Genomic DNA, 16,214 nt, shown 5'->3' with positions numbered 1-16,214 from the left:
GCGGTCTCTCCGTTCTCCCCGATAATCAGTAGCCAAACCCAGGCTACTGATTATCGCGACAGCTCGGTCACCCCCAAGCAGCTGCTCCGGCAGAGGTGCCGTCAGCCCTACCTCGGTGCTTTAAAGTTAGTTTGATATCTTACTGCAACCAGAATAATTGCTCCGGGAATACCTAACCTGCATTATCAGCCAACAAGTAGCGCCTGACTGACTTTTTGCCGCTAATGACAGGAACGTCTGCCTCCTCAATCGCATGGACTAAACGAATATCCACGGTTTCTTCTTCAGTTAGCTTAAGTGCAAAGGGTATGCACCCTTGAGCCGCAACCCGCTTCAGGAACACATTAATTGCCTCCAAAGTGGTCAAGCCAAGCGCGTCCAGAACCACTTTGGCCTGCTGATAGGTTTCTTTACTCACGGAAATTTGAATCGTTCTGTTAGTGTCACTCATGGTCAGCACCCCATTTCGTCTACATTATATTCCGCGGTAACGTCCAGGTGGAACTACCATATTTATTAGTCAAACAACAATATCGCTACCGAGCTGCATGATAAAATCCAGTGCAGTTCAGTAACGATATTTTAGTGACAATTTTGCTATTATCTCGGCAAGACACACGCTGAAGGATGACTTTTAGTGTCTGCTAGAACAACAATGTCGGGCTGGCGGCGCCTCTTCTGGAGCAGCTGCTTGGGGGTGACCGAGCTGTCGCGATAATGAGCAAAAATCAACATGGGTTTAGTTGATTTTTGCTCATTATCGGGGAGAACGGAAAGACCGCAAGGGAGCGTAGCGACGCGGGCTTGGAGTTCAGGGGCAAGACTCGGCGAGCTTCCGAGGCTTGCACCCGGCCCCAGCTCGTCTTTGTCACCCCCAAGCAGCGGCCGCGGAGGAAGATGCGCCGCCAGCCCGTCAGTCTATTCCGCCAAGAACCCGTGCTCCAGCATATCGAAGCATTCATTGGCCTCTGCAACGACCCCCGCCATCGCGTCTGCCTTCAGCTCCTTGCTGTCCTTAAACAGTCCCTTCGCCTCTTCGCTGATCAGCATGCTCATCGCCGTGATCATCTTTTGCACGGTCTCAGGCTTCACACCCGGACGCAGCTGCATTCGCTTGATAATGGGACCAGTCAGGTCGGGCACGCTGTTGTTCAGCTCGCTGCTCCACACCTGCGTTAATTCTTTCTGCAAGCTGCTGGGCAGGCTGCTGACATCCGAATACGCGGCAAGGGCGATGCCGAACTCATCGGGGTAATCAAACTGCAACTGAATTTTGTAGGTCAGGGCGCGGGTGATCATCTGCTTCAAATCGGCGGCGTCTTGCCAAACGCTGAAGTCGGCCGTCGCGTTCAATTTTGCGTAGGCCGCCTTAACGCTCTCCAGGTAGAGCTTGGCCTTGCTGCCGTAGTAGTGGAAAATCAGCCCCTTCGACACCTTAGCGGCCGTCGCGATGTCATCCGTTTTGGCATTCTGGTAACCCTGCTTTGCAAAAATGTGCATGGCCGCGGCGATGATACGCCGCTCCTTTGCGGGATCACGCGGACTCTTACTTTCTGCCATCGATTTTGCCCCCATTAATTAATACCGATTAGTTTACGCCTAGTTCAGTTGCAGGTCACGCCGCCGGTACGCCGCGTATCCTAGCAGCAGTAATGCTCCCGCCAGCAAGCTCATCCAGCCCCAAGTGCCCCACGCAATCTGCTTCAGAGGCACATCGTTGATCCAACCGTAAGGGCTGACGCGTTGCGCCCACTTAGGCAGGTCGAGCAAGGAGCCAAGGTAGAGGGAAAAGACGCCGTATATCGGCACAATCCACGCAATATTTTGCAGACGCGGAATGAGCCCCACCAGTGCGGCCGCAATGCCCACCGTGACCGCTAGTGCGGGCCAGTAGCCGGCAAAACCACGCATGTACCGCGCCAGTACAATCGGAGCGTCCATGCTGGCGTTACCGGCAAGGGCCATGCCCAAAATTGCGGCCGCAAACGCAGCGCTGGCACTGATCAGTGCGTAGCCGGCATAGCTGAGATACAGCTGCAAGCGGGACACGCTGCGGGCGTGCAGCTGCTCCAAGTAGCCCTTCTTCTCGTCATTGTTGAGTCTAAATAGTGTCAGCAGGGCAAACACCGTGGCCGCAACTGCAAAAATCATGGTGAGTTTGTTGCTAAAGGCCAAGACAACGGTGTGATTGGCCTTAGTGGTCGCGCTCGTCCCGATGATTTTGGCCAACATTGGGTTGGTCTTCATCAAGTCACCAGCAGTCCCAAAAATGGAGCCGTAGCTGACCCCGAGCAGGAACATACCCAAAACCCACCAAGCCGTGCTGGTCCGTTCTAGTCGTAGTAACAAACTTGCGGGGCCAACGAGCAGTGGCGAGGCGGTTTTGCGTCCACGCCGCTGGGGCAGGACGCCGGAGCCAACATCTCGCCGTGCCGCAATGAGCCCAGCAGCGGCGGCAAAAATGACGGCCATCGCGAGCATCAACAGTAATGGCCCCCAGTTATTGTCCGCATAAATCGCCAGCTTCTCGATCCAGCCAAAACCGGTCCACCAGGTCAGATCAGGATTCTGCACGTCCGTCACCATCCGCGCCACGAAGACGACGCCGAGGACGGCGTAACTAAGTGCCGTCGCGCTGCGAGCACTCGTGACCAGCTGGGCGGCGAGGACGGCCATCGCGGCAAACATGATGCCAAACGCGGCGAGCCCCAGCCCAAACAGCCAGTTACCGGCGGCATTACTGCCAGTCATGCCGGCCAGCTGCAGGCCCAGTGCCTCCAGCACGCCAATCACGAGGTTAATGATGATCAGTTCGCAGCTGGCCGCCAGCAACTGACTCTGTCGCCCCACCGCACGGGCGGCAATCAGTTCGGCGACCCCACTATCCTCATCCCCACGGGTATTTTTAACCGCGAAGTAAATGTTCATCATCGCGGTAAACAGCCCCATAAAGACCATCATTTCCGCCGCGTAGATCAGCGCCGGTGAGTAGGGCCGCTTGGCTTCAAACACCCCGAGCAAGGACACCATGGCCGGTGTGTTGAGGGTCTTGATAATTGAATCCATCGCGGCCTTTGTACCGTATAAGCCGTCAAATTTGGCAGCAGCACCAGCCATGAGCCCAACTAAGCCTAATGCCCACAGACTAATGAGCAACCAGTCGCGGCGCAGGTACACCCGCAGCAGCAGACCGAATTTTGCATGATTACTGCGCATCACCATTGCCCCCTTCAGTTTCGTAGTAGCGCAGGAAGAGGTCTTCAAGCGTTGGCGAGGTACTTTGTAAGCTAAGGATTTCCTTGGCACTTAGGAAACTAATCACGTCACCGAGCTGCTCGGAATCAACCGCAAAGGTCGCCTTGTTAGCCACATCGCTAGCGGGGGCATAGGCGTGCACGGCGGGCAGCTGGGCCACCGCGGCGGCGTCCTGTTTGGTCACCACGGTGATATTCGTGCGGCTGAGCTTACGCATGTCTGCCAGCGACCCGGTCTCGACAATTTTGCCATCACGAATGATCCCGATGCGGTCACACATGCGCTCCACCTCACTGAGGATGTGGCTGGACAAAAGGACGCTCTTACCCGCCTGCTTCAGCGCCAGCACCTGCTTCTGGAACAGTTCCTCCATGAGTGGGTCCAGGCCACTGGTCGGTTCGTCGAAAATGTACAACTCCGCATCGGTCGCAAAGGCCGCAATCAGCGCCACCTTTTGTCGGTTTCCCTTAGAATAAGTCCGGCACTTTTTGCGCACGTCGAGCTCGAACAGCTTAATCAGCTCATCAGTGCGCGCATCGTGCTTCTGCCCGTTCAGCTTGAGGAAGAGGTCGATCGCCTCACCCCCAGACAGATTCGGCCACAGGTACACATCGCCGGGTACATAAGCGATGCGGCGGTGAATTGCGACTGCATCACGCCACACGTCTTGCCCGAAGATGGTGGCACTGCCGCCGGTCGCGCGCAGAATTCCCAGCAGCGTGCGGATGGTGGTGGACTTCCCCGCACCGTTTGGCCCGATGAAGCCAAACACCTCGCCGGGCTGCACGTCAAAGGTAATATCCTTCAGCGCCTGCGTTTTGCCAAAATTCTTCTGTAAATGTTTAATGCTCACAACTGCCTCAGTCATGACATTCCCTCCTCCAAGCGGGCGCGCTGCCCGCTAGTTCGCAGTTCCCATTCAAGATGACGTTGGTGCTCATCTCCATCTGCACCAAGAGTGTAGCACCGGTTGACTGACTGGTCAATGACTCGTGAGTCAATTTGCAAAATAAAAATAGCGACCGCGTGTAAACGGCCGCCATAATGGCTTTTTCAACTTAAAATTCAGTCAACTCATTAGGATCAATGCGGTCCGCCGCGGTGATTTTGCGCACGACGCGGGCCGGGGCCCCGACTGCGACGACGCCAGCCGGAATATCCTTGGTGACAACACTGCCAGCACCGATCACGCTACCCGCGCCAATTGTAACTCCACCGACAACGGTAACGTTGGCGCCGAGCCAGACCCCATCTTCCAAGGTGATTGGCAGCGACCAGCTGATGCCATTCATGCGCTGTTCTTTATCCATTGCGTGACTCGGGCAGGCTAAGACGACTCCGGGGGCGATGAACGCTCCGGCACCAATGCGCACTGGTGAGGTGTCCAGAATCGTGACGTTGTAGTTCAGCAGTGCGAGGCCCGCGGTGTGAATGTTGAAACCGTAATCGCACTGAAAATTAGCGCCAATAAAGGTCATCGGGCTGCAAGTACCAAGCAATTGGTTCATGATGGCCCGCCGCGTTTCATCATCATCTGGATCGGTCTGGTTCAATTGCCAGCAGAGGTGGTGCGCAGTCTTTTGCAGCTGCGGGTCCTGGGTTTTGTAATCAATTGTATATTTGTCATCGCTAGTCAGCATTGCCATTAATTTGTTCATCTAATCAGTCTCCTTAACTTAAACCGCACTTATTATCCGGCTGCTGGAACCGTGACCGCCACTACGCCGCTGGGAGTGACAAAGGTCCCGCTGGGGCACGGTCTAAGCCCCGCTAAGAACCGCGGGTCTTAGACCTGAACTGCGAGCCCGCCGTATTTTCTTGACCTAATCGATAATCTAACGTTGGTAATTATAACCTATTAGCGGTCTCTCCGTTCTCCCTCCGACAGCGGAGTCACTCCCAGCAGACTCACATGGCTTATCGCCTGGATGAGGCGACTAAAAAAGCCCGCAATACGATTTGTGAATCGCATTACAGACTTTTTTCTCATAGTTGCTCTGTGCTATTTCTTCGCCACCACGTGTACCCGGATCTTCGCGGTAACGCCTGGTGCCAGCTGGACGTTAACGTTGCGGTAGCCGAGGGCGCGGATTGGTTCGTCGAGATCGATCTTGCGCTTATCAACTTCGTAACCGAACTGCTGCTTGAGGGCCTGGGCAATCTGCTTGCTAGGAACGGAGCCAAACAGGCGGGAATCCTCGCCGGCCTTGGATTGAATCTCAACGACGGTGCCGTCGCTTTCAAGCTTCTTCTTCAGGTCAGTAGCCTTGGCTTTTTCTTCCTCAGCCTTCTTCTCCTGCGCCCGTTCCTGACCCTTCAGCTGGCTAATGGCAGCTGGGGTAGCGAGCTTGGCGAGTTTGTTCTTGATCAGGTAGTTCTGGGCGTAGCCGTCCGGAACCTCCTTGAGCTGACCCCGATTGCCCTTGCCACGAACATCTTGAATGAAAATAACCTTCATGCCGTCGTCCCTCTTTCTGTGTGAGTACGTTTATGTTTTGCCGCAGTCATTTTGCGGGCCTGTTTATGCTCCGCAAAAGCTGCATTGTGGTGCTAACTTAATCCCTAATTGTCATCGTTGCTGTCATCGTCATTTTGCGCCATCACCTTGTTAATGACATTCAGCAATTCACCCTTAACATCAGCGATGGTGCTGTCACTGACTTGGGTGGCAGCATTACTCAGGTGGCCACCACCACCCAGCCGTTCCATGATGATTTGGACATTGATGTCACCCAAGCTGCGCGCGGAAATGCCGATTTTGCCATCTGGGCGTTTGGAAATCACGAAACTGGCGTCAATTCCCGACAAGGATAACAGGGTATCTGCAGCCTGGGCCGCGATAACTGGGTCGTACGTGTGGGTTTCCTCACCCGTACATAATGCCATATTATCACCAATCATTTCAACGCTATCAATAAGGTGATTCTTCTGGATATAGTTATCCACGTTCTCCTTGAGCATCGTGGAAATCAGCATCGCGTCCGCCCCCATTGAGCGCAGGTATGAAGCCGCGTCGAAGGTCCGGGTGCCGGTGCGCAGGGAGAAGTTCTTGGTGTCGACCGTGATGCCGGCCAGCATTGCGGAGGCTTCGAGCTTATTGAGCGAGCTGGAATTCTGCGGCTGGTATTCAAACATCTCAGCGATTAGTTCACAGGTTGAACTAGCGTAGGGCTCAATGTAAACCAGCATTGGGTTGTCGGGGAATTCCTCGCCGCGCCGGTGGTGATCCAAAATGACGGTGCGGTTCGCCAGCCGCTGGTACAGGGGCTGGGACGTGGTCATGGACGGCTTACTGTGGTCGACCATCACCAGCATCGACTTGTCGGTCGCGCCAACTTGGGCGGCTTCAGGCGTGATGATCTGGTTGGCGAGTTCAGGGTCACTTGCGACCCGTTCCATCAAGCGTTCAACGTCAGAGTGCAGATTGTCGGGGTTCAGGACGACGTAGCATTCCTTCCCGTTCATCTGCGCAATCCGCCGCACTCCCAGCGCCGCCCCTACGGAATCCATGTCGGGGTGGGCGTGGCCCATGACGTAGACTTTGTCGGTCTGCTTGAACAGTTCCTGCAGTGCCTGACTGATCATCCGTGCCCGGACCCGGGTGCGCTTTTCCATTGGGTTGGTCTTGCCACCGTAGAACTTGGCTTCACCATCCTTGGACTTCACAACGACCTGGTCCCCGCCCCGGCCGAGCGCGAGGTCCAAGTTGCTCTGACTGGTCATGGAGAGGCGCGCCAAATCATCATCGTCGTACGCGATCCCAATGGACAGCGTCAGCGGTGCGTTTTGCTTGCTGGTTTCTTCACGGATCTGGTCCAAAATTTTGAACTTATCTTTAATAACATTCTTCAAAGATCCCGCGTAGGCAATCATCAGGAAGTGGTCATCATCAACGCGCTTCACAAAGAGGCCGAACTTGGTGGCCCAGTTGTTCATCGCCGTCGTCACGTAGCTGTTCAGGTTGGAAACCAACTGGTCATCCAAGCTCTCCGTCACTTCATCATAGTTATCAAGGAAAATCTGCCCGATAGCGATTTTGTCATTTTGGGCTTCCTCTTCGATTTTGGCATAAGGCGTGATGTCCATCAGGTAAACCACCCCAATGTCACTCTGAACGGTAACTTCAAACTGGTGCTCACCCCAACGCACGCGCTGCGCCTCGCCAGTGTCCTCGTTATTGGTGACGATATCAGCCAGTTCGGAATCGACATCAGTTAAGTTGCGGCCGATAACCTTCTCATCCCCAAAATAGTTACTGAGGAAGGGGTTGAGCCACTCCACGTTCAGCTTCTTATCGTACATCATGATTCCCACCGGCATTCGAATGAGCGCTTCTTGCTCCCCCCGCTTGATGCGGTAGGACAGGTTGGTGATGTACTTATTAGTGTTCTGCGTGATTCGCTCCAGCGTATAGAAGGAAGCAACGAGGAGGGCCACCAGAACGATCAGCATCCCGAGCGCAAGCCACGGCTTGATAAAGGCGCCTATAATGACACCAATTAATGCCAGCCCGACCATTGCGGCGGATGCATAACGAATCCGCGTGTCCTCAATGAAGGCTGGCAGCTCAATTTTTTTAAGTAGATTTCGCATGACGATTTGCAAGTGCTCCTCTCAGGATAAAAGACGTCACTACCAAGGTATTTTACCATTGTTACTACCCATTGACCTAATTTTGCTGTAAGCGCTGCCGCATCCTGGCCACGCAAAAGGTCGGGGTAGCACTAGTAACGGCGGGTCTGCCCAGCTATACTAAGCGGAAGCACATATTTGATTAGCATTCGCAATCGGCGGTCATTTTGGCCCCATGATTGCAAAAAAGTTGACTGGGGACTACATATAATGAATCTGAAGCAATCGACCAAGGCTGCACTCCAAGCCAGCATTGGCACCTGTATGTGGGGTGTCGGCGGGGTTTGCAGCAACATTATCTTCAACACTTCCAAAGCGACCCCCATGTGGATCGTCAGCATGCGCCTCACGTGGGCGGGCTTACTGATGCTGCTGTTTGCGGCCATCACCAAACGGCCCTTGCTGCGGGTGTGGCGGGATCCGCGGCGGGCCGTGCGCCTGGTCCTCTTCGGGATGATTGGGGTATTCGCCGCCCAGCTGACCTACATGTTCGCCATCTTCTACGGGAATGCCGCGGTCGCAACCATCATGCTGTCACTAGTGCCAGGGCTCATCACCATCGTGACCAGTGTGCGCACGCGGACGGCGCCGCGCCCGATTGACACGCTTGCCATTCTGCTGGCGCTATTTGGCGTCTTCCTCCTGGTCACTAACGGTAACCCCGGCAAGTTGCACGTTGCCCCACTCGCCATTTTCTGGGGCCTCATCGCGGCCGCGACCGGTGCGGCTTACACCTTGCTGCCAAGACCCTTGCTGCGGACCGAGTCGCCACTAGTCATCGTCGGCTGGGGCCTGCTGGTCGGCAGCTTGGCGGCGAACCTCATGACCCCATTTTGGCACGCACCCAAACTACCGCAATTCGACTGGCTCGCGGTGGCCTTCGTGGTCTTGGGAGCGACGCTGCTGGCCTACATCCTCTACGTTTCCAGCCTGCGCACCCTGCGTCCCGCGATTGCCGGCATGATCGGTAACTTCGAGCCGCTCACTGCCACCATTTTGTCGGTGTTATTTCTGAACCTCGGCTTCCACCCCCTGCAGATGGCCGGAATCGGACTAGTTCTGGGGGCAGTGTTCATGATGAGCTGGCAACCCCGCAGCAAGCGCCAACCCATCGGGGCCCGAAAACATGCGAAAGGTGTCAAAAGTTAGTCGTTTAGGTTAAATTTAGTCAATCTACTTGCATCATTACCAAAATAAGGCAAAATTGAAAGTGAAAGGGGCGGCAGATTATGAAGAAAACAGTTATTGCATTACTCCTAGCAGGTTTACTAGCGGGCTGCGGTTCGCAAACCGGCAGTAAGTCCACAAGCTCTTCCAGCACAGAATCCACCCAAACAACAAAATCTAAGGCACAAACGAAATCAAAGACGGACGCTGTGGCAAGCAGCAGTTCTTCTGATTCAACGAGCAGTTCAAGCTCATCCAGCGATTCCAGCACCAACTCTGGCGACCACTACCAGCAGCTGACCAAGCAGATTCAATCCAAGGTCGGTAACCAGTGGCTTCCCGACACGGTTAAGTCCAACGGCGTCGTAAACGCCAGCGCCAGCACGAACGCAAGTGGGACATCCGTTAAGTTCTACAGCGGCAACTCCGCTGTCGATTTGAACGATGCGACTCTGAGCAACAAGGGCGCTGACTACTCCCTGGACAAGAAGACCTTCGCCTCCAGCGGTGCGGCTGCGGACTCCATCAACTGGATCGGCGCTCAGGACGGCGGTCAAACCGTTGATCTTGGCGACAACATCACGGGGACCGTCCAGGGTGCGGCTGGTTCAACCTACATTCACTGGAATGAAGGTAACTGGTCCATCACCGTCCGTGCAAGTAACGTTAACGGCCAGGATCCAACCGCACTAGCTAAGCAGCTCGTTGCCCTGTTCCACACGGCAAGCCTGCCTGCACCAAGCAACAAGGGTGCGGCTAACTTCAACTTGAACGACGGCGCGGGTGCCCAGACCATCAGCTGGAACGACGGCTCATCGGTTTACACCTTCTCTGGCAGCAATGCCATGGCGACAGCCGAAACGGCAACTAAGTAAGTGGCAAAATCATAACTAACAAAGTCCACTACCAAGTGACGAACTTGGTAGTGGACTTTTTGTTTTGAATATTAATTTGGCGGGAATGCTATTTGGTGGTGAGCAGAGCACCGGTTGGCGTTGACCGTGTTTTTTTAGCGAGCAGATAATCAATTCCCAACAAAACCACGGTGATAAGTGCCAGTAACACGAGCGCATTCACAATTGACAGGCTCCGGCCCGCAATCTCATTCGGCGTTACCATCATGTATGGATTCAGGTAAGTTGTTGGCAGCCACCGCAACGCTGGGCTGTACATCAGGTCTTGGTATCCCGTCGTCAAGCTAACGCTAACTAGCGCCATACCAAGTAGTGGACTAAGGATGCGCCCCGCAGGTAACCTCCGGAATACTTGCAGCAGTACCGTCAAGAATAACGTCAGCACGGCCAAGTACAACACGTACCGCAGCGCCACCACAATATTACTCATATAAGTGAATGTTTGGTTAGCATCGGAGTAAAAAATGCTGCGGTACTGGGCGCCGAAGCCACTCGTCACCAAGTGGGGCAAAAACGCCACCGCCGCTGCTATCAGTGTGCTGCCGACAGCCACCGCACTGATCTTCCCCGTCGTAACAAGCGCGCCGCGCAAAGTTTGCCGTTTGCTGAAATCGGAAAATGCATTGACCAAAAACGCAATCATTAGCGTGAGTGGCAACAGGATCAGCACACCAATCTGCTTGGTAGCGGTCACAAATGCCGTGAGCGCCGGCTGGTGGTCCTCTAGCTCAGCATAGTAAGCAAGATTATGTTGCGCCATGTATCGCAAGTTGGCCTTGATTCCCGGTGCTTTGGGCATCGTGCTAAATTGTTCCTTGGCAGCGATTAGGCTAGCTAAGTCACTGGTTAACGCGTGCCGGTTAACCACGCCGGCATCCTGCAGAGCTTTGGTGCGCAATGATTCGAGGTGCTGAACGTCGGCCTTCTGAACTGAACCGGTATTTGCCTGCTTGTATAGATCGGTCAATTCGGAGTTATTCAGGACCAAGGTCACGTCATTTTGCAGTAGCCGGGGCACATTATGATCCGCACCACTTGGAACGTTTAGCAGCGACGGATACAAAAACGCGCCCACTAGCAACAGTAGCGTCACCATCCACGCTATTTTCACACCAAACCCAGTTTTGGTGCCCGAACTTTTTCCCATGGCAACTTCTCCTCATGTCTTATTGGGGGCCAGCAGCATTATCAATTAGTTTGATTGTACGCCCGCAGTTCACGTTAGGAAACGGTTTAAAACTTAAGAAATTACCCTTAAATTGGTGAAACCACCGTTATTTATCAAGCAACACTATCCCATCACAAAAGGCCCCAGATTAGCGGTGCAAGACTGCGCGCCGGAAACACGGAACCTTAAATTGTTACTTGGTATTTTACCGAACGATTCGGTAGTACACCCGCGCCGTCGCCTTATACATGACGACGTAAATCGCGGCGAACACGAGCAAAGTGATCCCAATGATGGTCAAAAACTGCGTCCAGTTGGTGATGCCGAAGAGCACGAGCACCCGCTGAATAAATGGCGCCGCAACTGCGGTGTGTACAGCCGCAACAACTAGGGGCACGTAGAACAAGGTCAACAGTTGACTGTTGATAGTCGCCTTGACCTCACGCTCCGAGAGACCGACCTGCTGCAGTATTTTGTAACGCTTAGCATCCGCCAAGCCCTCCGAAACCTGCTTGTAGTACAGGATCAGCGCGGTAGCGAGGATGAACATGATGCCGAGCAGGATGCCCATGAAGAGGAAGGCACTCATCCACTGCAGGACGCTGGACCGCGACTGGGCGGCGCTCTGGACGTTCAGGGTGCCGATTTTGGCATGCTGCACTTCCTTGGCCATGGCGATTTGGTTTGCATCGCTCCCCTTGAGTTCGAGGTAAACGGTCGTTTGCGCGTTTGCCAGCGTCGCGGCAAGCGTCTTCTTGCTCAGCTTGGCGCTAAGAGCGTGCGCCACCTGCGTGATCACGGCGTTGTCCTTGAAAACGAACAGCGCGTTCTTGGTGCCGCCGAGTTTGCTGGCGTAAGGCATCCGCGCGGTCCCCTGCACCCGCAGTACGTGCGGGCCAAAAGCGAGCTGCCTGCGGTGCTGATTGGTGTTGGTGCCCAGCAACATACTGCTGCGGGCGAGCTGAATATTTTGGCCGGTCATCTGGTTATAGTTAGCCAAGGTCATGATATCGGCCGTCATGAGCCCTTTAGCCGGGCCAAACGTGCCGGCATAGTCCTTGTTGCTTGCCGCCAGCACGCGCTTGGCCCCCAGTTTGATAGGCAAACCAGTACTGATGGTCGCAACGGAGCGCTTCGTGATGGTCACGTGGTGCTTCTTGGCGATTGCGGCGACCGCCGCTTGGTTCTGGGCCGGGGTCACTTTACCCGTGGCTAGTTTATCCGCACTCGTCGCCCGGATGTACTGCATATCGGCGGGCGTACTGCTGCTGACGATTTGCGGCACGCCGAGGTACAGCGTGATGGTCGTAGCGATAGTGACGAGGGTCATCGTGGCCAAAATGGTGATGGAGGCCAGCCCTGCCCCATTTTGCCGCATCCGGTGGATCATGTTGGCGACGTTGATGAAATGCGCTGGCTGGTAATAGTAGTGCTTGTTCTTACGCAGCAGCTTGTAAATAAACACGGAGCCGGCGATAAACAGCGCGTAGGTGCCGACGATGACCAGAATCACGGCAATGAAGAACCACTGCAGCGCGCCGAGTGGGTCGGTGATACCAATGGCGGCGGCGTATCCCGCACCGAGCGTGATGATGCCAATAATGAGCATTAACCAGCGCGTCTTGGGCTCGCGTTCACCGGCACTGGCTGCCTGCAACATTGCCAGCGGGCGGTGCTTCCGGAGCCAGTTCGCGTCGATCAGGATGAGGAGCACGAAGATGAGGGCAATTACGGCTGCAGACACCAGAATCGGCTTGAGGTCGAGCCCAAAATGTGCGTGCCCTGGCATCCCTAGCATTTTGCCCAGGGCCAGGTAGCTCAGGCGCGAGAAAGCGGCGCCGAACACCGCCCCGCAGACGATGGAAATACCCGCGCAGATGATCAGTTCCGCGCTGACCATGTGCCGCAATTCCCGCTTACCAAAACCGATTACGCTGTAAAGGGCCAGCTGTTTGGTCCGCTGCTTGAGTAGGAAACTGTTGGCGTAAGTACCCAGAATGACGGCAAAAATCATCATTACTTCTGAACCGTACTTGAACATCTCCTGGGCAGCGGCCTGGATCCCATCCCCGTTATTAGCGAAGAGTGCGCCTGAATCCATGTACGCGGACAGCATGACCACGTTCATTACGGTCAGCAGCGTCATCGCCAGCAGGAAGGGCACGAAAATCCGCTTGTGGGCGCGAAGATTGGTGGCGGCTAAATGAAAGTAGAACATTAGTCCACCGCCTTTGCACCGGTGTCGTCCTGTTTAGCCAACATGGCGGTCATGGTGTCGCTGATTTTCACGAGCATCTCGTCTTGACTCAAGTCGCCGCGGTAGAGCTGGTGGAAAATACGGCCATCGCGAATGAACAGAACGCGCTGCGCGTGGCTGGCGGCAACCGCGGAGTGGGTCACCATCAAGATGGTTTGCCCTTCCGCATTAAGTTGGGCGAACAGCTTAAGCAATTCATCAGCGGTGCGCGAATCCAGGGCCCCCGTTGGCTCATCGGCCAGTAGCAGTTCGGGATCCGTGATCAAGGCGCGCGCCGCGGCGACCCGCTGCTGCTGCCCACCGGACAACTCGTAAGGGAACTTTTGCAGCTTATCGTCTAGGCCCAGTTTTGGCGTTAGTTCATGCACCCGCTTTGCCATCTCCGCGACCGGCGTTTTGCTCAGCACCAGTGGCAACACAATGTTGTCCTGGACGTTGAAGGTGTCGAGCAGGTTGAAGTCCTGGAAGACGAAGCCGAGGTGTTCGCGGCGGAACTTGGCGGACTTGGCTTCGGGAATCGTCGCCAGTTCGGTACCGTTCAGGTTGATACTCCCGGACGTCGGCTTATCGAGCGCGGCAATCAGGTTGAGCAGCGTGCTTTTGCCGGAACCAGACTCCCCCATGATGGCCACGTACTCGCCGTCCTCGACCCCAAAGGAAATATCGGTCAGGGCGTGGACGGAACTGGCACCGAAACGAGTATGGTAGGTTTTGGCAAGATTAGTAATTTCAAGCATGATGATCCTCCTAAATGGTTGGCCTGCGCAGGCGACCTTGATGATGAACCTAGCGTAACGCCGGCCCGAGGAAATTGGTACTTACGATGTTGTAAGAAAAGCAAAGCGGGCGGCAAAATCACTGCTGATTTTACTGCCCGCTTACGTATCTATTACTTATTTTATTCAGTCCGCCACTCCGTCTGGGCAAGGTGAATGTAGACCTTGGTGCCCACACCGACCTTTGATTCAACGGATAGTTTCAGGCCCAACTTTTGCGCGATGGTCTGGCTCATCGCCAGCCCCAACCCGCTCGCCTTCTGGTTCATCCGGCCGTTGTAACCGGAGTAACCCGGCTCAAACAGCCGCGGCAGGTCAGTGGCCGCGATACCGATGCCGGTATCAGCCACCACGAGCGCTGGTCCTTTCGCGTAGACATGCACGTGACCGTGCTCAGTATACTTAGCCGCGTTGGTCAAAACCTGTTCCATGATGAAGCCGAACCACTGGCTGTCGGTCACGATGGTTGGTAGCGGATCGACCCGGACGGCGAGGTTCTTCCCGATAAACAGATCGGCCAGCTCACGCACCGTGTGCTGCACCAACGGCGTGAGCGGTGTCGGCTCCAGCACGAGGTCGCGGTTAACGTCATTCATTTTGATGTAGGTCAGCATCATCTGCACGTAACGATTGACCTTGCGCACCTCACCGCGGGCAGCCGCCGCATCCACCGGCGGCACCTGCAGCAACAGATCGAGCGCGGCCAGTGGCGTCTTCATCTGGTGGCTCCACAGGGCAAAATTATCGCTCAGGTTGCGCGCCTGTTCCTGCGCCTGAACTTGGGTCTGCACGCGCGCATGATTTTGCGCAGCCAGTAATTGCTGGTAGAGCGCCTCAATTGCGTCGCCGGAATCTGGCAGCCGCGGCAGTTCTTCCGCTTCTGGAGCCATCCGCAATTCCCGGTAGTGGCCGCACCAGCGCCAAGCGTCAACGCCCAGAATGGGGATGATGCAGGCGGCCCCGATCACGCAGCCATCCAGCAGCGCAATCGGCGGTAAGTCCTCCAAGTAGGTGATGGTGCCGGCGACCAGCAGGACCACCGCGAGCACAACCCACGTGAGCGCTCGCGCCCGAAGATAAGCCGCAAAATCACGCATCCCCGTTCACCGCCAATCGGAAGCCAACGCCGCGCACGGTCTGTATGGCGGCATCCAGCTTAATGTCCACCACCTTCTGCCGCAGCCGCGTCATCGTTACGGCCAGCGTATTCTGATCAATAAACGCGTCGTTTTCCCAGAGCTGGCGAATGATTTCTTCGCGGCTCACGGCCACCCCAGGCTGTTCAAAGAGCATGCGCAGGATCCGCGTCTCGGTCGGCGAGAGGTCAATCGTTTGCGGCGTTGCCCCCAGCCGTGTCACTTGATTATCCAGTGCGGCCAGCTCAAAATCACCGGCGCGGTATTTCCCGTCCTGGGCCTGATATTCGTACGTCCGGCGCAACAGCCCCTGGATTTTGGCCAACAGCACCGGCAATTCGATGGGTTTGGTCAGGAAATCGTCAGCGCCCATGTTCATTGCCATGACGAGGTTCATGTCGTCGTTCACGCTCGTCAGAAAAATCACCGGGACCTTCGACGTGCTCCGCAGCACCTCCAGCCAGTGGAAGCCGCTCGCAAAGGGCAGCCGAATATCCATCAGCACCAGGTCGGGCGCCGCCGCGACAATTTCTGTGTCCACGTGGGCAAAATCCTTAGCCACCGCAGTTGTGTAGCCATGCTGCTGCAGATACTGGGCAATCGTGGTGGCGATGGTGGGTTCGTCTTCAACTAAAAAAATTGTTTGCATGTTTACCTCCCGGAGCAACGGCAAGCGCCCCTGTCACCATGATTTTAGCAGTTAACAACGCGGTAAACGATGGACTTGAGATGTATCTGCAACTTTTATGTGCTAAAGCCAGTGTGAGCGTTAACTACCGGGTGCTGGACACCTTTTTCTCCGTTCCGCTGGCGGCAGTGACAGACAGGCATGTGGAGTGCCTTACAATTGTTAGACAGAAGAAATAACAGTTATGAGGTGCTTACATGTATTATAAATACTCGACCCAA

Annotated in this window: 14 protein-coding genes; 2 read left to right on the top strand and 12 right to left on the bottom strand. The window is 55.3% G+C overall.

Features of this window, described 5'->3' with window-relative positions:
• Positions 1–172 precede the first annotated feature (172 nt).
• The 7 genes from GN107_RS10000 to GN107_RS09970 all read right to left on the bottom strand — a co-directional run bounded on the left by GN107_RS10000 (position 173) and on the right by GN107_RS09970 (position 7,848).
• Complete coding sequence (locus GN107_RS10000; RefSeq protein WP_155287723.1) at positions 173–451, bottom strand: type II toxin-antitoxin system RelB/DinJ family antitoxin; 279 nt, start codon at positions 449–451, stop codon at positions 173–175.
• A gap of 467 nt (positions 452–918) precedes the next feature.
• The gene (locus GN107_RS09995; RefSeq protein ID WP_196246322.1) at positions 919–1,560 is read right to left on the bottom strand and encodes a TetR/AcrR family transcriptional regulator; all 642 of its coding nucleotides are present in this window, start codon (positions 1,558–1,560) and stop codon (positions 919–921) included.
• 39 nt (positions 1,561–1,599) lie between these two features.
• A complete protein-coding gene (locus GN107_RS09990; protein ID WP_230678602.1) occupies positions 1,600–3,216 on the bottom strand; it encodes an ABC transporter permease in 1,617 nt (538 codons plus the stop codon).
• Positions 3,206–4,123 (bottom strand): ABC transporter ATP-binding protein, encoded by a 918-nt coding sequence (locus GN107_RS09985; RefSeq protein ID WP_155287721.1) that lies wholly within the window; start codon positions 4,121–4,123, stop codon positions 3,206–3,208. Before GN107_RS09985 ends, GN107_RS09990 begins: the two co-directional genes overlap by 11 nt.
• A gap of 190 nt (positions 4,124–4,313) precedes the next feature.
• Positions 4,314–4,913, bottom strand: a complete 600-nt coding sequence (locus GN107_RS09980) for a sugar O-acetyltransferase (RefSeq protein ID WP_155287720.1) — start codon at positions 4,911–4,913, stop codon at positions 4,314–4,316.
• 344 nt (positions 4,914–5,257) lie between these two features.
• On the bottom strand, positions 5,258–5,713 hold the full coding sequence (rplI, locus tag GN107_RS09975) for a 50S ribosomal protein L9 (protein ID WP_155287719.1): 456 nt from the start codon (positions 5,711–5,713) through the stop codon (positions 5,258–5,260).
• Positions 5,714–5,817: 104 nt separating this feature from the next.
• On the bottom strand, positions 5,818–7,848 hold the full coding sequence (locus GN107_RS09970) for a DHH family phosphoesterase (protein WP_155287718.1): 2,031 nt from the start codon (positions 7,846–7,848) through the stop codon (positions 5,818–5,820).
• A 249-nt stretch (positions 7,849–8,097) separates the two neighbouring features.
• On the opposite strand from GN107_RS09970, the gene GN107_RS09965 reads away from it, so the two are divergent.
• Both GN107_RS09965 and GN107_RS09960 read left to right on the top strand, forming a co-directional pair.
• On the top strand, positions 8,098–9,036 hold the full coding sequence (locus GN107_RS09965) for a DMT family transporter (protein ID WP_155287717.1): 939 nt from the start codon (positions 8,098–8,100) through the stop codon (positions 9,034–9,036).
• An 80-nt stretch (positions 9,037–9,116) separates the two neighbouring features.
• Positions 9,117–9,929: a hypothetical protein gene (locus GN107_RS09960; protein WP_155287716.1), complete on the top strand. Its 813-nt coding sequence runs from the start codon at positions 9,117–9,119 to the stop codon at positions 9,927–9,929.
• A gap of 88 nt (positions 9,930–10,017) precedes the next feature.
• Here the strand turns inward: GN107_RS09960 and GN107_RS09955 are convergent, their stop codons facing one another.
• From GN107_RS09955 to GN107_RS09935, 5 genes are all read right to left on the bottom strand, one after another.
• Entirely contained in the window at positions 10,018–11,115 is a 1,098-nt protein-coding gene (locus tag GN107_RS09955; RefSeq protein ID WP_155287715.1) for a hypothetical protein, read from the bottom strand.
• A 226-nt stretch (positions 11,116–11,341) separates the two neighbouring features.
• Entirely contained in the window at positions 11,342–13,354 is a 2,013-nt protein-coding gene (locus tag GN107_RS09950; protein WP_155287714.1) for an FtsX-like permease family protein, read from the bottom strand.
• Complete coding sequence (locus tag GN107_RS09945) at positions 13,354–14,130, bottom strand: ABC transporter ATP-binding protein (RefSeq protein WP_155287713.1); 777 nt, start codon at positions 14,128–14,130, stop codon at positions 13,354–13,356. The genes GN107_RS09950 and GN107_RS09945 overlap by 1 nt, the downstream gene beginning before the upstream one ends.
• A 161-nt stretch (positions 14,131–14,291) precedes the next feature.
• The gene (locus GN107_RS09940) at positions 14,292–15,266 is read right to left on the bottom strand and encodes a sensor histidine kinase (protein ID WP_155287712.1); all 975 of its coding nucleotides are present in this window, start codon (positions 15,264–15,266) and stop codon (positions 14,292–14,294) included.
• Positions 15,259–15,954 carry a response regulator transcription factor gene (locus tag GN107_RS09935; protein ID WP_155287711.1) on the bottom strand — a complete coding sequence of 232 codons (696 nt, stop codon included), beginning with the start codon at positions 15,952–15,954 and terminating at the stop codon, positions 15,259–15,261. The genes GN107_RS09940 and GN107_RS09935 overlap by 8 nt, the downstream gene beginning before the upstream one ends.
• Positions 15,955–16,214: the final 260 nt, after the last annotated feature.

The organism is Lacticaseibacillus zhaodongensis (genome assembly GCF_009687905.1).
In the GTDB taxonomy this organism is placed as follows: Bacteria; Bacillota; Bacilli; order Lactobacillales; family Lactobacillaceae; genus Lacticaseibacillus; species Lacticaseibacillus zhaodongensis.
The sequence above is the reverse complement of the archived record's forward strand: the minus strand, read 5'-3'. Positions and strand labels throughout refer to the sequence as shown.